Genomic DNA, 25,152 nt, shown 5'->3' on the forward strand with positions numbered 1-25,152 from the left:
ATTAGGCAGAATGTACTATGGAAAAAACGAAAAAAAATACCGAAAAGGAGTTTAAACTCTCCTCTTGGGCCATACATAACAAGACCACTATTTACATGTTTATGGCACTTATCCTATTTCTTGGGTATAGTGCATACAACTCAATGCCCAGAGAGAGTTTTCCAGAAATTAGAGAAACCAAGATTTACGTCAGTTCGCTCTTCCCTGGCAATACCGCCGAGGACATTGAAAAACTAATAACAGACCCTTTAGAGGACGAGTTAAAAACGGTAAGTGGGGTAGTAGAAATAACCTCAACATCACAAGAAGATTATTCTATGATCGTTATCGAGTTCGATGATGATATCCCGGTTGAACAAGCCAAACAACGTGTTAAAGATGAAGTAGACACCGAAACATCTAGTGAAGATTGGCCATCTTTTAATGGCGCTAAAATTGAACCCAATATTTTTGAGTTGAGTATGAGCGAAGAAATGCCCATTCTCAATATTAATATTTCAGGAGACTATACCGTTGCACGTCTTAAAGAATTCGGAGAATACCTACAGGACGAAATTGAAAACCTTTCAGAAATTAAGAAGGTAGATATTCGCGGAGCTCAAGAAAAAGAAGTTGAAGTAGCTGTTGACATTTATAAGATGATGGCGAGTAATGTGAGCTTTCAAGATATTTCTAGTGCTATTAGCGATGGAAATATGACGATGTCGGCAGGTAATTTTAAAGCCAGTGGTCAACGGCGTACCATTCGTATTCTAGGCGAAATTACAGACCCTAGTGATTTAGAAAATTTTGTTGTAAAATCTGAAGATGGCAACATTGTTTATCTAAAAGATGTGGCTACTGTTGATTTTAAAGAAAAAGACAAAACCACCTTTGCAAGAGAATTTGGCGCGCAAGTGGTCATGCTTGATGTAAAAAAGCGCTCTGGACAGAATATGGTGGAGGCTGCAGAAAAAATTGACGCCATTGTAGCAGATGCTAAAGAAAACGAATTTCCTTCCGATTTAAGCATAACGATCACAAATGATCAGTCTTCCAAGACCATTGGTCAAGTAGATGATCTAGTGAACAATATTATCTTCGGAATCATCCTCGTTGTCACCGTATTGATGTTCTTTTTAGGATTTAAAAATGCGTTGTTTGTAGGATTTGCCATCCCGATGTCAATGTTTATGTCCCTAATGATCTTAAGCTGGATGGGGTACACCATGAATACCATGATCCTTTTTGGTCTTATTATGGGACTGGGAATGCTGGTAGACAATGGGATTGTAGTTGTAGAGAACGTGTATCGCCTTATGGAAGAAGAAGGCTTAAGCCGGATAGAAGCAGCGAAAAAAGGTATTGGTGAAATAGCATTTCCAATTATCATATCAACAGCTACTACTGTAGCAGCCTTTATTCCGCTGGGATTATGGCCTGGTTTGATGGGCCAGTTTATGATTTACTTCCCCATTACACTGTCGGTTGTTTTAGGCTCGTCGCTCTTTGTTGCGATCTTCTTTAACTCGGTTTTAGTTTCCCAGTTTATGACCATTGAGGACCGCGATATGCCGTTAAAGAACATCATTAAAATTTCGGCCATAGTTGGAGGTATCGGGATCTTTATAATGATCTTTGGTGGCTCATGGAGTGGTCTAGGCGTTTTGATGCTCACTGTAGCAGTGATGTTGTGGGTATATCGATTGATTCTTCGGAAAATGGCTAATCGTTTTCAGAACAAATCGTTGGTTACACTTGAAAACTGGTATGAGCGTAATTTAACGCAAGCTTTTAAAGGAGCTCGGCCCTATGTTATTTCAGTAGGTGCTTTGGTCTTGTTTGTTGCATCAATTGTTGCTTTTGGAATTTCCGTAGGGGCTCAACGCACAAAAATTGAATTCTTTCCAGATAACAAGCCCAATCAGATCATTGTTTACTTAGAATATCCAGAAGGAACCGCGATAGAAAAAACCAATGCTATTACTAGAGAAATTGAACAGCGTGTTTATGGAATTCTCAATGATGATATGTATATGGATGATGGGGAGAACTTTTTAGTTGAAAGTGCCGTGTCTCAAGTTGGTGAAGGGGCTGGTAACCCTCAAACCGATGGTGGTTCGGCGGCCGAGATGCCTCATAAAGGTAAAATTACAGCCTCTATGCGTGAATACAAACACCGCCGAGGAGAAGATAGTGAGACACTTCGTAAAAAAGTACAGGAAGGATTAGCGGGTATTTACCCTGGTTTGCTTATTTCAGTAGAAAAAGACGCCAATGGGCCTCCACAAGGAGCAGCCGTTAACATTGAATTGGAGGGTGATGATTACAACGAATTGATCGCCACAGCCGAAAACATGCGGAAATTTTTAAATACCAAAAATATCCCAGCTATTGATGAATTAAAAATTGATGTCAATAAAGATAAACCTGCCATGCAAGTGGTGGTAGATCGTGAAAAAGCAGGTGAACTTGGTGTAAGCGCTGGTCAGGTAGGTCAGCAATTGCGAAACGCTATATTTGGAACAAAAGCCGGAGTTTACAAACATGATGGTGAGGATTATGATATTTATATTCGTTTTAACGAGAATAGCCGTTATAATACAAGTGCACTTTTTAATCAAACTATGACCTTCAGAACCAATACTGGGCAGTTAAGAGAGATTCCAGTATCTGCCGTAGCGGAAAAAAAGAACAGTTCAGGGTTTAGCGCTATTAAGCACCAAGATACTCGAAGAGTTGTTACCGTTTATTCAGGACTAAAGCCAGGTTATACTGATGCTGGAGCCGCGGTAGCGGAAGTTCAGGAAGCTATGAAAAGTTTTGAGGGTATGCCTAGCAATATAAATGTTGATTATACCGGGCAATTAGAGGAGCAAAATAAAGAGCAGGCCTTCTTGATGAGTGCTTTTTTCAGCGGACTCTTTCTTATCTTCTTAATTCTGATATTCCAATTCAATTCAATTTCGAAACCGGCTATCATTATGGTAGCGATCTTTTTAAGCTTGATTGGTGTTTTCGGTGGAATTGTTATCTCAGGATCGCCATTTGTGATCTTAATGACCATGATGGGGATAATTTCACTTGCAGGAATTGTGGTGAACAACGGAGTGGTTCTTTTAGACTATGCACAATTATTGATTGACCGAAAGAAAAATGACTTAGATCTTGACGACTCAGAATATCTAGCAAAAGAAGATCTTTTGGCTAGTATCATTAAGGCTGGAAAGGCGCGTTTAAGACCTGTATTATTAACTGCCATTACCACGATCTTAGGATTGATCCCGCTGGCTACTGGTCTTAATATTGACTTCTTTGGGTTATTTAATGACTTTGATCCTAATATTTACATGGGAGGAGATAACGTGATCTTTTGGGGACCATTGGCTTGGACGGTGATCTACGGATTAGTGATCGCTACTTTCTTGACATTAATTGTTGTTCCCGTATTATTTTATCTGGCAATGCGTTTAAAAATGTGGTTTCATGATAAGCGTACTCCAAATACTATTCAGGAAACTGAAGATATTAGTTTAGAAGCTGCCGAATAAACAGTAGATTTCGCTTCTAATAAAATGAAAAGAGCCCTTTCAGAAATTCTGAAAGGGCTCTTTAATTTAAAATATTGAGTTTATTGATTTTCAGTTAACGGAATTGGAAACTGTTGAAAGATGGCATCTCCTGCTCTATCAATAGGAAGAACATTTAGCATATCAAATCTTCTTAAATCGATCCAACGATGTCCGCCTTCAGCAAACAATGAATACCTTCTGTTATATAGAATTTCGGCTTTAAGTTCGGCTGGAGAAGTTCCTCCTGCATAATCGCCTATTTCAGCTGCATTGCGAATCACATTCAGCGCAGAAACAGCAGCCCCTGGGTTTGAAATATGATTTGCTTCAGCATATAATAAAAGAAGCTCTTCATTTCGAATTATAGCTGCAGAATCTGTATTGCTCTCATAAATAAACACGTCGTAAGAACCTGTTAAATTAGATTGTGTAAGCGGGTTTGGTTGTAATACGTCATTTTCATCTGGCACCTCGCGAAACACAGCTTTATTCACTCTAATATCACCTGGTCTTGCTTCATCAATAAAGCTAGGATGCGCAATTCTCGCGTTTGCTCCAGTTGAATTAAGTGCAAAAAACAAAGGGTTAATGATGTCGGCTCCTGTTAATGAGAAGGTCATATAAACTCCCTTATCTAAATTTCCACTCAAATCCATAAACGAATTTTGCAAAATAGAATTTGCAGAGGCATAGTTCCCTCTGTACACTTCAACACGTGCTGCAAGCGCTCTGTTGAATTCGTTAAAATCTGATGGTGCATAATCAGTAGTTGGCATATTTCTAAATTCAAACCCCGAAGGCACAGAAAAAGGAAATGTTCCACCACCATTGGCTAAATCAGTAGACGCATCATTAAGCATTTGACTAATTGCTGCCAATGATTCATCGTAGCCTACAAAAGGCCCCAAATTATCTGGATCAGCCACATCAAGACGAATTCCATTTTGATATTGATGATTTAATAGCATAAGCAATTCATGTGCTTTGATTGTATTTGCAAAACCTCGAGTTGCCGCGATCTCAGCAGAGCTGAAATCGGCTGTTGTATTTTCAAGACCTTGCAACAATAGATTGATATCCTTAACAGTTGCATATCTAGCAGCATACGGATTGGTGGTATAATAGGTATTATTATCTAATGTACCTGTTAGCAAATCGGCAGTCCATCGCGGATCTGAACTTTGGAATCTCCAATATTCTCTCCCAGCTACAGACATAGCATCTACTTGGGTTCCCAGACGCACACGCATATCAGACACAGCTCCTGCCATAGCCTGCTGCAGTTCACCTCTCGAAATATCATCGGCAACCGAATCTGTGGTGGCGCCGTTCAAATTCTGCCCATCCTCAACAGTACATGAGAGTACCATCCCGACAAGCATTAATGTTAGAAAACTTTTTATAAATTTCATATTGTTATTTTTTTTAAAAATTAAAAGTCTAATGCTATATGAAACACATATCGCTTAGAAGATGGAAATGGCGTTACCTCTACTCCAGTTGATAAACCGTTTGATCCAAAGTTAGAAACTTCAGGGTCATAACTGTTATAATCAAAAATATTGATCAGGTTTTGTCCAGAAACACCCATTCTAAAGTTCGTGATAAATCCGTTAAATGCGCTATCCAAAAACTTCTTAGGTAAATTGTAGTAAAGCCCTACTTCTCGTAATCTTAAGTAAGAGGCGTCTTCAACGAACGGAGTTGCTACCCCTCCAAAGAAAGAAGCAATTCTAAAATCACCATTGTTTAGCTCTCCTGAAGGATCAAGATTAGTATCGTCATAATCATAACTTGTTTGTCCGAAATCGGTTAATAAACTAGATAAGTTTATGTTATCTCCCCCTTTTTTCCAATGCCATAAAAAGGATAGATCCCAGTTTTTATAGGTAAAGCTATTATTAAATGTCATTTGAAAATCTGGTTCAGCATCACCAAGAACTACAAGCTCTCCGTCGGCATTGTTTCCAACAATTTGAGTGGCACTTTTACCTTCTTCAATTCTAAAAGTTCCTAAACCTGTACCAAAACCACCTAGGTTAAACGGATCAACATCTAACTGTGTAATTTCAGATTTGTTTTTGAAAAATAAGATCCCTGTATTCCATTCAAAATTTTCACCTTGAAAAACCCCTGCATTTAAACCTACTTCGAAACCTTTGTTCTCTAGATTACCTGCATTAGCAAATCGAGATACAAATCCAGAAGACGACTCATTATTTGCTAATAGAATAAGGTCATCCACTGCTTTGGTGTAGTAGGTAACTTCTAAGCTAATTCTATTGTTGAACAAGCCTGCATCCAATCCAAATTCAAGTTCTTTTTGTCGTTCAGGTGTAATTGTTGGGTCACCTAAGGTTCCCGGAACCGTGATCCCTACAAGACCGTCAACAAGTGAACTAACATAGGCCGTAAAAAGGGCTCCGTTTGGCGCAAAGTTTCCTGCTTCCCCATAAGCCGTTCTCAATTTAAACTGACTTAGGGTTTTTCCTTCACCGAAAAATCCAAATTTATGAAGGTTTAAAGCAACCGATCCTTTTGGATAATAAAATATTTCATTAGCGTCACCGTTGTTGCTTGACTTGTCGCCACGCACACCCACGGTTGCAATAACTTTATCCTGAAAATTCACTTCCTCTTGCACAAAGAAACCAGCATCTTCCTGCTCTTGTCTAAACTGTGTTACACTCGAGTTTGCAGCTTGATCTAGGTTTGTTTCTGAAGCAATTAAGCCATTGGCTAAATTACGTACTGTATTACGATAGAATGTCTGTTTCGTAAGTCCAGCTTGTGTCGAAAAGTTAATATCACTGGCTGTGTTAAAATTATGAATTAAGAAAGCCGAAAAGTTGGCATCTTTATTCTCTGTGGTAGAAAGCGCACTAACACCGTCTAAACCACCATTACTAGGCTTCTGAAACTGTAGCTCCCTTGGGAAGATAACTGTATTTACGAGTTCGTAATAATCAACCCCTGCTCGTAATTGTAGATCTAGACTTGAGTTGTCGGCTTTATATACATTAAAGTCTAAATTACCTCCAGTGATAAATCTATTAACATCCTCTCTGTTTGTCATCAAATCTCTTGTTTGCAAAGGGTTTGATGCCGCATAAGGGTTATCTGGATAGTTTCCATTTGCATCGGGACGTAACTGAGCCCACGGTGGTGTTGATGTTAACGCTACTCCTAAGGTTGTTCCTGTATTGTCATTGTTAAAAAAACCACGATCTGCTTTCGAGTCTATATAATTACTATTAAGAGATACTTTTGCGCGATCACCCCAAAACTTGTGTTCAAGATTCAATCGAATCGATTTCTTATCATATCCCGTTCTTTCCACGATACCATCTTCTTCGTTATTAGAAAAGGCGGCATAAAAAAGTGTATTCTCAGAACCTCCAGAAATACTGGCATTGGTATTCAAAATAAGACCATCTCTTCCGTAGATCTCTTCTTCATAATCTCTAAGTGTACCATTGGCTTGAGCTGCTAAAAATAAATCTCCCTGACCAGGACCGAATCCATTTTCAGCAATTTCAGCAGTATAAGTACGTTGACCTAACGGATTCAACATTCTATTAAAACCAATGTCTTGAGAAAAAGAAACTTTTGTTTGACCTCGTTTCCCTTTTTTCGTCGTAATAATAACTACCCCAGCCGCGGCACGCGAACCATAAATAGCAGCTGCCGAAGCACCTTTTAATATTTCAATACTTTCTATGTCCTGAGGATTAAGATCTGAAATCCTGTTTGAAGGGTTATCTTGGTTAGAAGCACTTCCGCCGGAAGCCGCTCCAGAAACCGCGTTCAAACCTGCCGCAGCAATACTACTATTATTCACATAGACTCCATCAATGATATACAGAGGTTGAGAATTACCGTTAATTGAGGTAACCCCTCTAAGTTTAACCGAAATACCACCTCCAGGTGCACCCGAACTCTTTGTAACTAAGGCTCCTGCAAATTTACCTGCCATTGCGCCATCCAGTGTTTGAGCTGGAGTTCTTCCTGTGAGCTCTTCAGCACCAACTCTAGCCACTGCATTGGCCGCATTAGAACGCTTAATTGTAGAAGCAAGTCCTGTAACTACAACTTCTTCTAAGGCCTGAGATGACTCAGACACAGTTACATTTAGCCTTCCAGCCGCAGTCACTTTTTGCTCAACAGTAGTATATCCTAAAGATGAAAATACCAAGGTTGCTGGAAGTGTTCCCACGTCCAAACTGTATGCTCCGTTAATGTCTGTGGTGGTACCATTTGAAGTGCCTTTTTCCACTACATTGGCGAAAGGGACAGTATCGCCTCCGTCAGAGACTACCGTTCCGGTGATCACGTTCTGTGCGAATACAAAGCACGGTAATACCATTAATAAGAGTAGGATGATCCTACGACTAGGTTTGATTTGTTTCATAATTGTTGAGTTTTCAATGTTTATTCGAATTTACTAAAGTATTTGCAATTTTTTTATTCTTTTTCAACTTTTTTAATTTTTATTAAGCAACTTTATTGGCAAATGAACAATTATTGTCAATCTTAGTTTTATAAAATGCTTAAAACAAGCTACAATACATTAGAACTTATTAAATTTGCACTCTTTAAAAGCTAACGCATCATGTATAGAACGCATTCTAATGGCGAACTTCGCGCCTCAGACATAAGTAAAACAGTAACATTAGCCGGATGGGTTCAAAAAACCCGAGACAAAGGTTTTATGGTTTGGGTGGATCTTCGGGATCGCTACGGAATAACTCAGTTAATTTTTGATGAAGAACGTACGCCAAAAGCAATGATGGAGCAAGCTTCAAAATTGGGCCGAGAGTTTGTTATTCAAGTTACCGGAACCGTCATTGAACGCGAATCTAAAAATCCGAATTTACCCACAGGTGACATCGAAATTCTAGTTTCCGAAGTAAACATTCTCAACCAATCATTAACGCCTCCATTTACCATTGAAGATGAAACCGATGGTGGTGAAGATCTCCGCATGAAATATCGCTATCTAGATATTAGAAGAAAACCCGTTCGAGAGAACCTTATTTTTCGTCACAAAGTTTCAATGGCGGTGCGTAACTATCTTTCTCAAAAAGATTTTGTTGAAGTTGAAACCCCCTACCTTATTAAATCAACACCCGAGGGTGCACGAGATTTTGTAGTTCCTAGCCGAATGAACCAAGGTCAGTTTTATGCCCTTCCTCAGTCACCACAAACTTTTAAGCAATTGCTTATGGTAGGCGGTATGGACAAATATTTTCAAATTGTAAAATGCTTCCGCGATGAAGATCTTCGCGCCGATAGACAACCAGAATTTACACAAATTGATTGTGAAATGGCGTTTATTGAGCAAGAAGATATTCTTAATATGTTTGAAGGCCTTACCCGCCATCTTCTTAAGGAAATTCGCGGAATTGAAGTTGCCGAATTCCCAAGAATGACCTTCGACGATGCCATGAAAAAATACGGAAATGACAAGCCAGATATCCGTTTTGGGATGGAATTTGGCGAACTAAATGCCGTTGCGCAACATAAAGATTTTGGCGTTTTCAACAATGCTGAACTCGTAGTAGGAATTGCCGTGCCAGGTGGAAATAGCTATACTCGTAAAGAAATAGACAAATTAATTGATTGGGTAAAAAGACCGCAAGTGGGCGCTCTTGGAATGGTTTACTCACGCTGCAATGACGACGGAACCTTTAAATCTTCTGTAGATAAATTTTACGATCAAGAAGATCTTGCCAAATGGGCCGAAATTACCGGAGCCAAAGCTGGCGATTTAGTATGTGTACTTTCTGGAGATAAACATAAAGTTCGTGCACAATTAAGTGCCTTACGCATGGAGTTAGCAGAACGTCTCGGACTTCGGAAAGCAGATGATTTCGCTCCATTATGGGTTATCGATTTTCCTTTACTCGAATGGGATGAAGAAACTGAACGTTACCATGCCATGCACCACCCATTCACTTCACCAAAGCCGGGACAGCTGGAATTATTATCGACCAATCCTGGCGATGTGAAAGCCAACGCCTATGATCTTGTTTTAAACGGAAATGAAATTGGAGGAGGCTCTATTCGTATTCACGATAAAGAAACTCAAGCATTAATGTTCGATTATCTCGGATTCACGCCCGAAGAAGCGAAAGCGCAATTTGGATTTTTGATGGACGCCTTTCAGTATGGAGCTCCACCACACGGCGGACTCGCATTTGGATTAGACCGATTGGTAGCTATTTTGGGCGGACAAGAAACGATCCGTGATTTCATCGCATTTCCGAAGAACAACGCTGGTCGCGATGTGATGATCGACGCTCCCGCACCAATTGATAAAGCGCAATTAGAAGAGCTAAGTCTGCAGCTGAACATAAAAGATTAATCAAAGATCGCGTCGCCTCATTACTTCTAGGCGAAGCGGTTTTTTTATCATTTGTACCAATGAACTGGAAAAAAGGACTGAAAATTACAGGTATCATTCTAGGTATTCTCCTTGTTGTCATTGGTGGCTCCGCGGCATATATTTATTACGTATACTACGGAAAATTTCCTGTCGACGAGACCAAATACACCAACCACGTTGGTTATATAGATCCTCAGGAAGCACTTTTTACCGAAAATTTTGAATTGTGTGAAAGTGACGACAAAGGAAACACATTCCTTTTAGGCTCCTATAGTAGCTCAGATCCTGCGATTTATCGAGGTACAAAATATACCTTCCGCAATTATATTTTAGATAATTATTCGCATGAGGCATTTTCAGACACAGGCTTATTAAACCTCCGATTTCACATTAACTGCCACGGCAAAACAGGGAACTTGATCGTGAATCAGTTAGATGTCAACTATAAAAAAACAAATTTTCATCCAGAGTTGGTAGCCCAATTAACTGAGCTTACCATGCGAAACGAAAACTGGCAGGTACGCGCTGAAAGCGACAATACGTTTTCAAAGCACAATCACTATATGTACATAATTTATAAACTTGAAAATGGAGCTATTACAGAAATTCTTCCTTAGTATTTGTCTCGTTTTCTTCGGAAGTTGTGCTACAGATACAACCAATCTATCAGACACCGATCGTTCGGCTTTGTCTAAAAAAATCTTTGATGAAGGATCACATTTATACCAAGGATCTCCAAAAAGTATGACTCGTATCGCTCACGCCATTGAGGTCGATCCTGGTAATTGTGAAGCACAGCGAGAACTTTCGGTAGCCTATCTCAAACGCGGAATGCCATTAGAATGGGAACCCCAAATGAATAAGGCAGTCGCTTGTGACCCTGCACTTTGGCAACCCTATCGAGGCTATAACTATTTGTGGTTTTACCGAGATTATAAAAAAGCCATAGCAGATTTTAACGCTAGTGACACCTTAACCCCAAATTTTATAGATGCACCCCAAGGACATAGTGTTGATTATTGGCGAGGCATCGCTTACTTAGGACTTAAAGATTACAAGAATTCTATCGCATATTTTGATCGTTATATTGATCAAGAAACACTAGATTATGGAGAAGATTGGGCAGAACCAACTGCCTTCCTTTTTCGTGGAATTGCGTATCTTGAAAATGAGAATACTGTAAACGCTCTTCTAAATTTTGATAAATTTGATTTTTACAGCAAAGGACGAACCAGCGACGCTAATTACTACAAAGCACTTATTTTTAAACAGCGTGGCGATTGCGAGAAAGCATTGACGTTGATAGAGACTGCGATCACTAACTTTGACGCAGGTTATTTCAACAGTAGAGCATATGTAGAGACTTTGCGCCAAATCTACAGAAAAGACCTTACATCTCTAAAAACTGAGATAGACACATGCCTAAACGAACCCTCTTAAAGCGCTTTCTTATTTGGCGCATCAAGCATATTTCGCATAAACAATTTGTGTTTGTGCTAAGTATAGCTGTGGGATTTTTAGCAGGCTTAGCCGCGGTTCTTATAAAAAACGGTACTCACTTAATACAACTCCTCTTAGAAGGAAAATTGATTCAGGATTACCATACGGCATTCTATTTTATCTTTCCTATCATCGGGTTATCATTGGTTTACCTGATCGTTAAATATATCCTTAAAGTACAGCCTACCCAAGGGATTCCTTCAACACTTTATGCGATCTCCAAACGCAAAGGAATTATGAAGCGTTTCCAAATGTACGGAAGCCTAATAACCGCGCCGATCACCGTAGGTTTTGGAGGATCTGTGGGACTGGAAGGCCCAACAGTAGCAACGGGGGCAGCATTGAGCTCTAATCTATCGCGTCTCTTACATCTCAATCAAGCTACACGTACACTTCTTATTGGTTGTGCCGCTGCTGGCGCCATGGCCTCAATTTTTAAAGCACCTATTGCCGCCATTATTTTTGCCATTGAGGTTTTTAGTTTAGACCTAACATTAGCCTCATTGATTCCTTTGTTGTTAGCCTCAGTCTCCGCAAGTGTCACGTCTCATTTTTTCTTCGGAAATGATGTCTTACTCCCTTTCCGAATAGAAGAAGGTTTTACTATCTCAGATATTCCGTTCTATATTTTCTTGGGCTTGATTGCAGGACTTGTCTCTATCTATTTTACCGAAATGTATGAGCGTATTCAGAAATTTTTTGATCGTATTGCCTCTCCAGTAAAACGCCTTTTGATAGGGGGAATTGGAATTGGGGTACTCGTGTATTTTATTCCTCCACTTTATGGTGAAGGCTTTGATGTTATAAATGATCTTGTACAAGGAAATCCGGAAAACGCATTACAAAATAATTTATTCGACCTTGATCTTAGCAATGTATGGGTAGTGATTGCCTTACTCGCTGGGCTTGTCTTTTTTAAAGTCATTGCAAGTGCATTTACTTTCGGAGGAGGCGGTGTGGGTGGTATCTTTGCGCCTACTTTATTTATGGGAAGTATCTTAGGAAATTGCGTGGCCAAAACAATAAACGCCCTAAATATTTTTTCAAATCCAGTTTCAGAAAGTAATTTTACTCTGGTGGGAATGACAGGGCTTATGGCTGGGGTACTTCATGCGCCGTTGACGGCTATCTTCCTCATTGCCGAAGTGACGGGAGGCTATGAATTGTTCATTCCGCTAATGATCACGGCAGCTATTTCGTTTACCATAACAAAATACTTTGTACCTCACTCTGTCTACGCGATGGAATTGGGTCGCAAAGGAGAACTTATCACCCACAATAAAGACCACGCAGTTCTCACATTAATGGATATCAACTCGGTGGTTGAGACCAATTTTATTCCTATTTATTCAACTATGACCTTAGGGGAAATTGTACACCAGGCTGTCGTTAAATCAAACCGAAATATTTTTCCTGTGGTGAACAAGGAAACGGCTGAACTTGAAGGAATTATTTTGCTAGACGACCTAAGACCTATCATGTTTGATCAGAGTTTATACACAGAAGTAATTGCCCGCGAGCTGATGAAAGATCCGCCCGCTACTATTTTAATGAAGACTGATAAAATGACCGCAGTGATGAAGAAATTTCAAGATACGGGAGCATGGAATTTACCCGTCCTTTCGGACGGTAAATATTATGGTTTTGTATCAAAATCAAAACTTCTAACAGCCTATAGAAGAAAGTTAATCGACTTCTCTACAAAATAATTATTATGAAATACATTTTACCTTTTTTATTGCTCATTTCTATTGCTGGAGCATGCTGCGGTTTTTACATTCGGGAGGCCGATCCAAAGACTGGAGAATTTTTAATTGGCGCTTCTATTTCTCTCCTATTTTTTGTCACCATGCCTGTCTTTATCTATCGAAGATGGAAAGACAGAAGCGTAAAAGAATATATGCTCACTAAAGAAAATATAGAAAAAATGCGCGATCACTCCAGAGACAAGAAGCTATAAATCAATGGATTTGAAAAAAAAATTGACATTTCGTTAACATTTCAGAACATATTTATACTACCTTTGAGTATTATTAATATTTTTATTTTTTATTACAATGGAAGGAACAGTAAAATTTTTTAACGAATCAAAAGGTTACGGTTTTATCACAAATGATGATACCGGAAAAGACATTTTTGTACACGTAACCGGTCTAAACGGCGAAGCCCTTAACGAAGGTGACAAAGTAGAATATGTTGAAGAAGAAGGAAGAAAAGGAATGACCGCGGGGCAAGTTCGCGTGATCCATGATTAAGATATACATATCGAACCAACCTAAAAAAACCCGCTCTTTTAGCGGGTTTTTTGATGCCTTTAATTTAAATTCCTTTTTTCAATAAAAAAGCGTTTTAGTAATGCCGAGGCCTCTTCAGCTAGAACACCACCAGTCATTTTGGTTTTGGGATGCAATTTCGTTTCCATTGCAATACAACCTCGTTGTTCATCACGCGCGCCATACACTATTTTAGGGATCTGACTCCAAAAAAGCGCCCCTGCACACATTTGACAAGGCTCTATGGTCACATACATCGTACAGCCTTTTAGATATTTTCCGCCTAAAAAATTCGCCGCTGCAGTAATAGCCTGCATTTCTGCATGAGCCGTAACATCATTCAAGGTCTCTGTTAAATTATGCGACCGAGCAATAATTTTATTTTTGATCACAACAACGGCACCAATGGGTACTTCCCCCTTTTCGTAAGCGGTTTCCGCCTCTTGCATGGCACGCTTCATAAAATAAATATCATCGTAAGGGTCTACTATACTCAAAGTGTAAGGTTTAATATTGGAACTCCATTAATCGTTGTTACAAACTCATCAACGCAATCACAAAAGTACAATTTCAAAATGTATCTTTGCTTTGTGTCAAAAGCGATATTACATACTATTAATTACCCTGAGGATCTTCGAAAGCTTTCTTCGGAAGACCTTCCACAGTTAGCGCAGGAACTACGCGACTTCATTATTAATATGGTCGCTACTAAAGAAGGGCATTTGGGTGCTAGTTTAGGCGTGATCGAATTAACGATCGCGCTCCATTTTGTCTTTAACACACCCGAAGATCTGCTGGTTTGGGATGTGGGGCATCAAGCATACGGACATAAAATTTTAACCGGTCGGCGCGACGTTTTTTATACCAACCGCAGGCTTGATGGTATTAGCGGTTTTCCAAAACGGAGCGAAAGTAAATACGATACTTTTGGCACGGGACATAGTAGCACGGCAATCTCAGCTGCGCTGGGGATGGCAATTGCTTCGCAATTGACAGGTGATGCCGAACGGCAGCACATTGCCGTGGTTGGTGATGCTTCTATTGCCAGCGGGATGGCATTTGAAGCGTTAAATCATGCGGGAGTTACAAATACCAATCTCCTCGTCATCCTTAATGATAATGCCATTGGAATTGACCCCAGTGTGGGTGCCTTAAAAGAATATCTAACCAAAGTAACTTTAGATGGTGCACCAGACACCGATAATATTTTTGAAGCTTTAAATTTTGACTATTCCGGACCAGTAGACGGGCATGACCTTTCGATTCTTATTGCGGAGCTGCAGCGTCTTAAAAATGTGGAAGGCCCTAAATTATTGCACGTAATTACAAAAAAAGGAAAAGGACTCCGACAAGCAGAAGAGCAACAGGTTATATATCATGCGCCTGGAAAATTTGATGCTATTACAGGTGATCTCCTTCCGAAGACAAAAGAAATTCAAGCACCAAAATTTCAAGATGTATTTGGTAAAACTTTAGTAGAATTGGCTTTAAAAAATGAAAAGATCGTTGGCATCACACCAGCTATGCCCACAGGAAGCTCCTTAAAATATATGATGGAAGCCTTCCCTGAGCGCGCCTTTGATGTAGGTATTGCCGAGCAGCATGCAGTTACCTTCGCGGCAGGTCTGGCTACACAGGGGCTCCATGTATTTTGTAATATATACTCCACTTTTCTACAACGCGCCTATGACCAGGTTATTCACGATGTATGTCTCCAAAAACTGCCTGTCATCTTCTGTTTGGATCGTGCGGGCCTTGTAGGTGAAGATGGTGCGACCCACCACGGAGTCTTTGATATTTCGCACTTACGCTGTATCCCCAACCTCATTATATACGCGCCTAAAGATGAAATTGCATTGCGAAACATTCTCTATACGGCACAATTGGGGCTAGACAAACCAATCGCCATCCGTTATCCACGTGGTCGCGGCCGCATTATTGATTGGAAAAAAGATTTTCAGAAAATAACTATCGGTAAAGCCGAAATAATTCAAACCGGAGAAAATATTGCTGTTCTTTCTGTTGGAACCATTTTAAACAATGTGCTCGATGCGTTAGCTCTTTTCTCGGATGATCAGAAGATCGGATTGTTTGATATGGGCTTTATAAAACCACTTGACGAGGATTTGCTGCATGTCGTTTTTAGAAAATACAAAACTGTAATTACTATTGAAGATGGTGTCATTTCGGGTGGCTTCGGAAGTTCAATTTCAGAATTTGCTGCCAGACATCACTATAAAAATACCCTCGAGATCATGGGTATTCTAGATATGTTTATCGATCAAGGGACAGTCGCACAACTACAGGAGATCGCCCAAATTTCTTCCGAAGCAATAAAAGAAACTCTTCAGAAATACCTATAAAAAATCCCCTCAAGCCAAGGCTCAAGAGGATTTTACATTGTTACTAATACATTTTATTATCGGATGATCACTTTTGCGGTATGTACATAATTACCACCATCAATATTGATCACATAAATTCCGGCGCTCAGGTTTTGCGCGTCGATATTTACGGTGTCTTCTAATAATCTATTTTCATTAAACACAACACGACCGTTCATGTCGGTGATCTGAATCGTTACATTTCCAACATTCAACACACTTTTAATATTAATGTTTCCTTCGGAAGGATTCGGATAAATAATAAAATTATTATTAAAATTATTGTCGTTCACACCTAAAGAACATTCCGCAGGTAAGTCGAAAGCCTCTACCTGATCAGAACGATTGTTTACACTCCCTTGGCTTGCGCTTAATCCTAGTCCCCTAGCTGCAAATGCCTCCCAGATAAGACAGAAATTCGCACCGCCATTAGTCAATTCATCTGCTTCCAAAATTGCATCGCGTCCGTCTACAGATCCAGGATTACAACCTTGTAGTTTTAAACCATCCATAACTAATTGCATAGCAATATTGTTTCCACCTGTTCCATTGTAAACATCAGGATCAAAACCATATTGGTCAATAAGATCCCATGTCATATCCCAAAGCATGGTAGTCCATACAAAGCCAATTCCGTGTGGTTGTGACACCATAGTATTTGAATCTCCATATGTAAAATCATTGATAGCAAAGTCTGTACTATATGGCGCCTCACGGAAACCCGGTCCGTTTGGTGTTTGACCGTTATCATAAGTTCCTATTCCTCGTATTTCAGTGCCATCATCGCCAGGCAGAATAGTGATCATTAGTCCGAAATAATCACTCCAGCCTTCACCCATCTGATCTGCATTTTGAAGACATCCCACATTGAAGCGGCCTCCGGTTAGACGATTCGAAATTCCATGACCATACTCATGTGCAATAACTACATTATCATAATCTCCGTCGATTTCCTGACCCACAGGTTGTGATTGAATAGTTCCATTAACAGTTCCTGAAGCGATCTCTGTAATAAGGGCTTCGCCATCGGCGCTACTTATCATGATCATAGGAATAGTCACCATAGCACCTTGCGCACCAGGACCCATAGCAATAGGATCAAGCGCTATATTATTGACAACAACAACGGCTACAGCACCTGCATTTTGAGCCGCTAGCCCCTTAAAGCCAAATTCACATTCACCTCTGCGTATCACAGCGATCTTACCGCTGAGGTCCCCAGCATTTTGAATAGGGTCACAAGCATCATTGGGATCTGTTGAAGCACCTGCATCATTATCTTCTACAACTACCATATCTTGCGTTAGAGGCATAGCTGGAATAGCACCTCCAAAAGTTGCTGCCACTGCGTTGATTGGTCCAGTTAATGGTCCATTATTGATTGTAAGTAAATCTGCCTGGTCAGACGGATCCCATAAAAACATTTGCATTCTTGGGCTTTGTCCGTCTGGTGGGGTTCCAAAGTTGGCGTTGTTTTGACCGCTTCCGTCCTGTGCGTCTGCATTAACAAAATCGCCTTGACTTCCGCCATTTCCGTAATTATTTTCTTGAAAATTTCCACTTTCTTCATCAAAACCATACTGATAATATACATCGTGCATGATATTATTCATATAGAATAAGTTGGTCATAGCTGCATCTTCCGTCGCCTCGGGCGGTGCATTAAAATCGTACGGGAAATCAAAAAATAAGCCAGGACCACCATCGGCTCTGTTTCCTGTTCCGTTGTTTCCGTTTCTATCTTCTTGAACCAGAACATTATTTCCAACCGTTTCGGTTGATTCTGCACCTGGAACACCATCAGTATCGTGCCATCCAAAAGGAGAAGCGGTTAGATTTTCTGGTGAATTTAATAATTCGTCGGGTCCGTGACTCGGACTTTCAGTTGGAATTGGAAAAACACGATACTGCGCGCCACCAGCACTTACTAAACTTGGTGTTGGCATAGCGTCTTTAAATAAGATACTCTGCTGCGAAGCCGTGTTTGCATGTGCATGATCACGTTCAGCAAAATTACAAGAAGCCACCCAATCCATTGTTTCCAATAATTCTCCAGTTACCGCATCGATGCGCACATTATAATAATGTGAAGCGTCTAAATAATAGATGCTCAAATCCCATGCAAGTCGTAAGGTATTGGTTTCTTCAATTGATTGATACACCAACTTAACTGGAATATTTTCTAAGGAGATTCCACCATTTGAAAACAGATAAACGTTTCCTTCGCGCTCCAGTAATTCGATATTTGTAGGTGTATCTATTCCAAGTGCATTGGCCGCCTTATTAATGGCGTTCATTGCCGTAATTCCAGGCGAGGTCGTGTTTACTTTCTGATTTAAATTTGAGGTAAAACCCATTTTTAAATAGGCTACAGCATTATTTTTAATAGCCGCAGCAGAAACTGAATTGAAAATTTCAATCCCTTCATGTTTTTGTGTGAAATAGACATTTTCTACTTGCATACTCTTTGAGAAGCTTTGAGAACTAATGTCAATTTGTTGAACGTCTTGGGCTGTTAGGCCTAAAGGCGCTTTGTTATTTTCTAGATAGTTTTGGATTACTTGCGTATAGTCCTGCGCATGCACAAAACTAACTACAAACAAGCCAAGTAAGCAGAGTACTTTTTTCATCGATATAGTTGGTGTTAGAATTAAAGCAATAATCAATGTGAGTATTGCCGACAATTTTTTCTAAAAATATTACAAAAAGTGCTCAAAACCATAAGATTACTGATTTTTAACAACAGTCTGTCTTATAAATTTCCTTGTATTTTCTGAAATAGCTGTAGGGCATTTCCATCAGTAAGACGTGAAACATAATTGCAGCACTCCATCAAATATTGGTAAACCGTTGGGTGTTCTTCAGTAGCATTTTTAAAATTAGACAATATGAGCTTGTCGTAATGTCGAAGTTTCCCTCCATCGTGATAGTTTTCAAAAGCTGTTGTGAATTTGTCTAAAAGGGTTGCTAAAATAGTATAGCCTGCGAGCTCTTTTTCAACAACTTCGGTACTTTGGTAGACCTTTTCTACGGAAATTTTAATGATATCATCAATTTGGGCTTTGTACTTACTTTTGTCTAGTAGCGCCACTTGAAAATCGCCTTTTAAAATAGCTTCTTCATTAGCCAAAAAGATCTCTGAAGCTTCCTTAATCAAAACGCTTATGGCCAATGATCGAAGGTATGCTAGTCGATCTGAAGCCTGCGTTAACATATTGTATTTTTCTGTGTTTATTGTGTCTTTAACTAAGGCGATCAGATATTCTAGAGCAAATTCTTCCTCAATTAGACCTAGATTGATTCCGTCCTCAAAATCAATAATTGTATAACAAATGTCATCGGCAGCTTCTACCAAATAGGTTAAAGGATGTCTGTGAAATCGTAGATCGTCCGTTTTATCACGCGCTAGCAATCCTAAGGAGTCTGCAACTTCTTCGAAAAAGGCTATTTCTGATTGAAAGACACCAAATTTTTTGTCTGCTATATGCGTTGTGGGTTTTTTCGGAAGAGATTCCTTCGGATATTTCATAAAAGCTCCAAGCGTAGCATATGTAAGTCTTAATCCGCCATCAACACCATTTTTTGATTCAGTTAATATTTTAAATCCGTTGGCATTTCCTTCAAAATCTATAAGATCTTGATATTCTTTTTCAGAAAGATCTTTTTTGAATCGCTTTCCATTTCCGTAGGAAAAATAATCACCTATAGCTTTTTCTCCACTATGACCAAACGGTGGATTTCCGATGTCGTGTGCCAATGCTGCCGCAGCTACAATAGCTCCAAAATCGTTAAAGGTATGCCCGTGAACTTTATGCAAGTGTGGATGTTTTTCAAGAATGGCTTTCCCAACACTTCGCCCCAAAGAACGGCCAACAACCGAAACCTCTAAACTGTGGGTAAGACGCGTATGAATAAAAGAAGTTTTTGACAAGGGTATGACTTGTGTTTTATCTTGTAAACTTCGGAAGGCAGACGAAAAGATAACCCTGTCATAATCTACCTCAAAACCAAGGCGTGTTTCGTTTTCTTCAATTCGTAGGCTTTTATGTTTATGTCCTTGTTTCCGAAGAGAAAGGAGCTGTTCCCATTGCATCATACTGCTATACTTTTAAATGCAAGATAGTATTTTCAGAAAGCATTTTGGACGTCACCACATGTTAAATTGGTAACATTGAGATAACGTTGGGCTAATGGTTAAGTAAAGCAATCGTAACATGGACATAACTCAAGTCGTTAGCAATTAAATTTTCTTTGCGCAAAGAAATAAACCTAAATGAAATACTTTTTTACACTAATAGTCATTCTTCTTGCAAACGTTGCGTTTTCGCAGCAAAACGGATCGATTGTGGGACAATTAACAGACAAAGATTACAACAATGAACCGTTAGCTTTTGCCAATGTGATCATTAAAGGTACTGCCACTGGTACCACTTCAGATTTCGAAGGCCTATATGCAATAGAAAACTTAGCACCTGGAAGTTATATAATACAATACAGCTTTGTAGGATACGAAACTACCGAATTACCAGTAAATGTTGAGGCAGGAAAAGTTACTACGGTAAACGTTCCTATGGGCGGAAGCGCAGCCGCACTTGACGAAGTAGTCATAAAAACAACCATTCGCCGAGAAAGCGAAGTTGCCTTACTTATTGAGCAGAAAAAAGCAACCACTATTAAGGAGAGCATTGGTTCTGAACAACTTGCCAAAATGGGTGTTTCAGACGCAGCCGCAGCAACCACTAAAATCTCAGGAATATCAAAAACAGATGGAACAGGAGATGTATTTGTACGTGGTCTTGGTGATCGTTATTTATATACGACTCTTAATGGTCTTCCAATTCCTTCAGATGATATTGAGCGTAAAAATATCGATCTTGGGTTATTCCCAACACGTTTGATCCAAAGTATTGACGTTAGTAAGACCACTGCAGCAGGATTATCTGCCGATCAGGCTTCTGGAAATATCGATATCCAATCAAAACGATTGACCGGAAGCAGCTTACTTTCTGTTTCAGCGAGCACCAGTGTTAATACAAATGTTGCAAGTGATGGTAATTTTAGCAATTTTAAGGTAACTCCAAACAGTGAAGATGTTACCGTAGGTGTTTACATGCGTGATTTTAATACCCTTGAGGCAATCACCGAACAATCTTGGAGTCCTACTAACCAAAGCACGCCTCTTAACAGATCGGTTGCTATTAGTGCGGGGAAAAAATTAGGTGAAAAGGTTAAGATCCTTGCCACTTTGGGTCAGTCTTCAAGCTTTGAATATCGCGATGGGGAATTCAAACAATTTAGAGGAAACTTTATAGACGATTCTATTCCTGACGCCATTACCTGGAAAAAGACAATAGCAACTTCAGGACTATTCAATACGCAATTTCGTGCAAATGATAATAACAAACTGGAATTTAACGCGCTTCTTATTAATAAGATCGAGGACGAAGTATTTGAAGGTGGGCGAGAAGGAACAGCAACTATTTTTGAGGAAACAGACCCTGCGGAAGGTTTGTCTCAATTCATTCGTGATCAAAATTTAAAGAAAACTTTAGTTGGAGTTGGTCAACTTAGCGGTGAGCATGATATTTCAGAAAAAAACACCTTAGACTGGGCCGCTGGATATAATTATTTAAGTGCTGATGAGCCTAACCGCATTCGCAACGAAGTTAACTTTAATGAAGACCTCGTTCAATTAGGTAGAACTGGTGGTTTTCAGCAGCGTAAGAGTATTCAAACAATTGAAGATGTTGAATACAACGCGCGTATTAATGACGCCATCAAGTTTGTTGATTTTGACACCGAAAAGTTTTATATCAATGTAGGTGGTAATCATCGAAATAAGGAAAGAAATTTTGGGTCTCAGTTCTTTGGAGTGGAAGAGACATTTACTAATGCTATCAACCCAGAATCTATTGACGCTATTTCAGATATTTTCACCGAACAAAATTTTGATAATGGCTTGTTGAAAATAAACAAGTTGCAACCCGATTTCTATAACGGTACGCTACAATCTTCTGCTGGGTATATCGAAGCAATGGGAGTTACAGGAAAATTTACTGTACAAGCCGGAATGCGCTATCAGCAAGATGATATTGACGTACGATGGGACGTTGGTAACTTTGTAGGTCGTGAAGGAAGTGTTATCAAGAAGTACCGTAGATTATATCCGTCTGTAAACTTAAAGTACGCTGTTTCTGATAAAATGGCCGTGCGTTTTGCAAATAGTACAACTACTACATTACCTGAATTCAAGGAAATAGCTCCTTTTGAATATGTTTCGGCAACTGGTCAGGTAACACGTGGTAACACAGAGATCGAAGCGTCTATTAACCGAAACTTCGACCTAAAATTTGAATTTTTTCCATCAAATGATCAATTGCTTTCATTAACTGGATTTTACAAAATAATTGAGAACCCCATTAATAAAGTACAAGACCGTGGTTCATCTGGCGCATTTTCGTACTTCAATACTTCCGACGAAGCAACTATTTATGGAATTGAGATCGAAGGTCGCTTAAAATTGATCGATGGTTCTGCAAATGAAAAAGCATCTCTTGACCTTAATATGAATGCTTCTAGAATGTGGCACACTCAAGACCTTCGTGAGATCCTCGATGAGAATGGTGATTTTCAGAATACCTTCAGATATAAAGGCATTACTGAAGTTGGTCTTCAAGGAGCTTCAGATTGGATCGTAAATACTTCAGTTGGTTACAATTCAAATACTGAAAGAGCTTTTACAGCAAACATTACGGGGAACTATGCTTCTGATAAAATTTATGCCTTAGGAAATCCAACTATTCGAAACGCAGGAGATGTGAATTACAATGATGCCATCATCGAAAAAGGATTTATAACCTTAGATTTTATTGCAAAGAAAGAGCTTACCGAAAAATTTACACTCGGACTAACGGCTAAAAACCTATTAAATCCAGAGATCAAAAGAACACAATTGGTTCGAAACCCAAATACAACAATCGAGACCGAAGAAACAGTATTGTCTTACACGCGCGGTATGCAGTTGGGACTAAACCTAAATTATACATTCTAAATCAATCAATAATCAAAAACGAACGCTAATTTAAACTTAAAATCATGAAAATTTTAAAAAACCTCTTTGCAATGACTACCATTGTAGCGATGTTGTTCTTAACAGCATGTAGTAACAACGATGACTTCCAAAGTACAGATGACGATGGTGGTGAACAAAATTTTGAATTAAATGGAACGCAAGACACAGACCGTGTTTTAGATCCTTCTCAAGAATACAGTCTTACAGGTACATATACTGTAACTGCTGGTAACAAATTAACTATCCCTGCGGGAACGGTGATCGTTTCAAATGTTGGAACAGAAAACTATATCGTAATTTCTCAAGGTGCTGAAATTGATATACAAGGAACTTCAAGCTTACCTGTAATCATGAGATCACAAGCTTCAAATCCTGGAGATTGGGGTGGCTTGGTTATTTTAGGAGAAGCTGAAACTACCGAAGGTGTCGATGCAATTGCTGAAGTAGGCGGATTGATCTACGGAGGTACAAATCCTTCTGATAATTCAGGAAGTATCAACTACTTAATCATTAAGAACGCAGGGGCACAGATTAACTCTGAGTCACAGTACAACGGACTTACACTATACGCAGTAGGTTCTGGAACAAGTATTAGCAATATCGCTATGCTCGACGGTGCAGATGATGGAGTAGAATTTTTTGGTGGAAGTGTTTCTATCACTAACATGTACTTAGAAAACAACGAAGATGACTCGGTAGATTGGACAGAAGGTTGGAATGGTACTATTACAAACACGTATGTGCTCCACACTATCGATGGTTTTTCAACGGCAGTTGAGGCTGATGGTGATAACAACAACCCAACGATCACAAACTTTACAGCAGTATCTACCACAGGTGGTACAGCGCTTCAGTTTAAGAAAATGTCTGGTGCAACCATTAACGGTTTATCTTTGACAGGATACGAAACTTCAGTAGACATGAAGGACGATGGCCCATTAGCGAATGTTATCATTGAAGGTGAAGACGCAGACCCAACAAACTCATACATTACAGCACCAACAGTTGATGTAAACACTTTTGCGTGGGTAAATTCAAACCAATCTGGACAGCAATTAACAGTATTGGGTGGAGATATTACAGGAACTACTACTTTAAATGCTTCTGAACGATATTTACTTGATGATGCACTTATTGTACAAAACGGCGGAAAATTGATCATCCCAGCAGGTACAAAGATAACTGCTCGTGACGGTGGAACCGAAGTATATATCGCTGTTCTAAAAGGAGGTGAAATTGAAATAAACGGTACCGCTTCGAATCCAGTGGTTATGTCTTCACAAAGCGCACAACCAGGTGACTGGGGTGGTTTAACTATCTGTGGAGATGCCATTACAACCGAAGGTACTGACGCTACCGCTGAAGTGGGTGGATTTATCTACGGAGGAACAAATCCCGCTGATGATTCTGGAAATATTGACTACCTAGTAATATTAGGTACAGGAGCGCAAATTAACTCTGAATCTCAATACAATGGTATTTCTCTATATGCCGTTGGAAGTGGAACAACAATTAATAATGTTGCCATCATTAATGGTGCTGATGACGGAATTGAATTCTTTGGAGGTTCTGTAGGAGCAACAAACGTTTACTTAGAAAACAACGAAGATGATTCTATTGACTGGACAGAAGGCTGGAACGGCGTTTTAGCGAATACTTATGTTCGTCATGACATCGAAGGTTTCTCAACAGCTGTTGAAGCCGATGGAGACAACAACAACCCAACGATCAACAATTTTACTGCTGTGTCTTCAACTACAGGAACGGCATTACAATTTAAGAAAATGTCTGGTGCAACCTTTACAAACATCTTATTGACTGGATACGAAACCAACGTAGACATGAAAGACGATGGGCCAATTGGTAATGTAATTGTTGACGGTACACCTTTAACAACTCCAACCGATGATGTGTTTAATGGCACTGCTGTTGATATTTCAGGATGGTCATGGATTAACACAAGATTATAAGCAATAGCTCATAA

At 39.5% G+C, this 25,152-nt stretch carries 15 protein-coding genes; 10 read left to right on the forward strand and 5 right to left on the reverse strand.

Features of this window, described 5'->3' with window-relative positions; all coding sequences use genetic code 11:
* The first annotated feature begins 17 nt into the window (after positions 1 to 17).
* Entirely contained in the window at positions 18 to 3,530 is a 3,513-nt protein-coding gene (locus tag ACY2RU_RS10365) for an efflux RND transporter permease subunit (protein ID WP_490138386.1), read from the forward strand.
* An 80-nt stretch (positions 3,531 to 3,610) separates the two neighbouring features.
* Here ACY2RU_RS10365 and ACY2RU_RS10370 read toward each other — a convergent pair whose 3' ends face one another.
* Complete coding sequence (locus tag ACY2RU_RS10370) at positions 3,611 to 4,963, reverse strand: RagB/SusD family nutrient uptake outer membrane protein (RefSeq protein WP_490138387.1); 1,353 nt, start codon at positions 4,961 to 4,963, stop codon at positions 3,611 to 3,613.
* A 20-nt stretch (positions 4,964 to 4,983) separates the two neighbouring features.
* Entirely contained in the window at positions 4,984 to 7,962 is a 2,979-nt protein-coding gene (locus ACY2RU_RS10375; protein WP_490138388.1) for a SusC/RagA family TonB-linked outer membrane protein, read from the reverse strand.
* Between the two features lie 201 nt (positions 7,963 to 8,163).
* On the opposite strand from ACY2RU_RS10375, the gene aspS reads away from it, so the two are divergent.
* The 6 genes from aspS to ACY2RU_RS10405 all read left to right on the forward strand — a co-directional run bounded on the left by aspS (position 8,164) and on the right by ACY2RU_RS10405 (position 13,694).
* Entirely contained in the window at positions 8,164 to 9,918 is a 1,755-nt protein-coding gene (gene aspS / locus ACY2RU_RS10380) for an aspartate--tRNA ligase (RefSeq protein ID WP_490138389.1), read from the forward strand.
* Between the two features lie 59 nt (positions 9,919 to 9,977).
* Positions 9,978 to 10,556, forward strand: a complete 579-nt coding sequence (locus tag ACY2RU_RS10385; protein ID WP_490138390.1) for a hypothetical protein — start codon at positions 9,978 to 9,980, stop codon at positions 10,554 to 10,556.
* Positions 10,528 to 11,379 carry a tetratricopeptide repeat protein gene (locus ACY2RU_RS10390; RefSeq protein ID WP_490138391.1) on the forward strand — a complete coding sequence of 284 codons (852 nt, stop codon included), beginning with the start codon at positions 10,528 to 10,530 and terminating at the stop codon, positions 11,377 to 11,379. Before ACY2RU_RS10385 ends, ACY2RU_RS10390 begins: the two co-directional genes overlap by 29 nt.
* Positions 11,358 to 13,148: a chloride channel protein gene (locus ACY2RU_RS10395; RefSeq protein WP_490138392.1), complete on the forward strand. Its 1,791-nt coding sequence runs from the start codon at positions 11,358 to 11,360 to the stop codon at positions 13,146 to 13,148. The genes ACY2RU_RS10390 and ACY2RU_RS10395 overlap by 22 nt, the downstream gene beginning before the upstream one ends.
* Before the next feature lie 5 nt (positions 13,149 to 13,153).
* Positions 13,154 to 13,399, forward strand: coding sequence for a hypothetical protein (locus ACY2RU_RS10400; RefSeq protein WP_490138393.1), 246 nt, complete (start codon positions 13,154 to 13,156; stop codon positions 13,397 to 13,399).
* A 97-nt stretch (positions 13,400 to 13,496) separates the two neighbouring features.
* The gene (locus ACY2RU_RS10405; RefSeq protein ID WP_490138394.1) at positions 13,497 to 13,694 is read left to right on the forward strand and encodes a cold-shock protein; all 198 of its coding nucleotides are present in this window, start codon (positions 13,497 to 13,499) and stop codon (positions 13,692 to 13,694) included.
* Between the two features lie 59 nt (positions 13,695 to 13,753).
* Here ACY2RU_RS10405 and ACY2RU_RS10410 read toward each other — a convergent pair whose 3' ends face one another.
* Positions 13,754 to 14,203 carry a nucleoside deaminase gene (locus ACY2RU_RS10410; protein WP_490138848.1) on the reverse strand — a complete coding sequence of 150 codons (450 nt, stop codon included), beginning with the start codon at positions 14,201 to 14,203 and terminating at the stop codon, positions 13,754 to 13,756.
* Positions 14,204 to 14,287: 84 nt separating this feature from the next.
* On the opposite strand from ACY2RU_RS10410, the gene ACY2RU_RS10415 reads away from it, so the two are divergent.
* Positions 14,288 to 16,075, forward strand: a complete 1,788-nt coding sequence (locus ACY2RU_RS10415) for a 1-deoxy-D-xylulose-5-phosphate synthase (protein WP_490138395.1) — start codon at positions 14,288 to 14,290, stop codon at positions 16,073 to 16,075.
* A gap of 56 nt (positions 16,076 to 16,131) precedes the next feature.
* Here the strand turns inward: ACY2RU_RS10415 and ACY2RU_RS10420 are convergent, their stop codons facing one another.
* Both ACY2RU_RS10420 and ACY2RU_RS10425 read right to left on the reverse strand, forming a co-directional pair.
* Positions 16,132 to 18,726, reverse strand: coding sequence for a T9SS-dependent M36 family metallopeptidase (locus ACY2RU_RS10420; RefSeq protein ID WP_490138396.1), 2,595 nt, complete (start codon positions 18,724 to 18,726; stop codon positions 16,132 to 16,134).
* 122 nt (positions 18,727 to 18,848) lie between these two features.
* Entirely contained in the window at positions 18,849 to 20,189 is a 1,341-nt protein-coding gene (locus tag ACY2RU_RS10425) for a deoxyguanosinetriphosphate triphosphohydrolase (RefSeq protein WP_490138849.1), read from the reverse strand.
* Positions 20,190 to 20,369: 180 nt separating this feature from the next.
* Here ACY2RU_RS10425 and ACY2RU_RS10430 point away from each other — a divergent pair, with 180 nt between their 5' ends.
* Both ACY2RU_RS10430 and ACY2RU_RS10435 read left to right on the forward strand, forming a co-directional pair.
* Positions 20,370 to 23,147: a TonB-dependent receptor gene (locus ACY2RU_RS10430; RefSeq protein ID WP_490138397.1), complete on the forward strand. Its 2,778-nt coding sequence runs from the start codon at positions 20,370 to 20,372 to the stop codon at positions 23,145 to 23,147.
* Between the two features lie 44 nt (positions 23,148 to 23,191).
* Complete coding sequence (locus ACY2RU_RS10435; RefSeq protein ID WP_490138398.1) at positions 23,192 to 25,138, forward strand: hypothetical protein; 1,947 nt, start codon at positions 23,192 to 23,194, stop codon at positions 25,136 to 25,138.
* Positions 25,139 to 25,152: the final 14 nt, after the last annotated feature.

The organism is Ulvibacter sp. 2305UL32-6, from assembly GCF_058148545.1.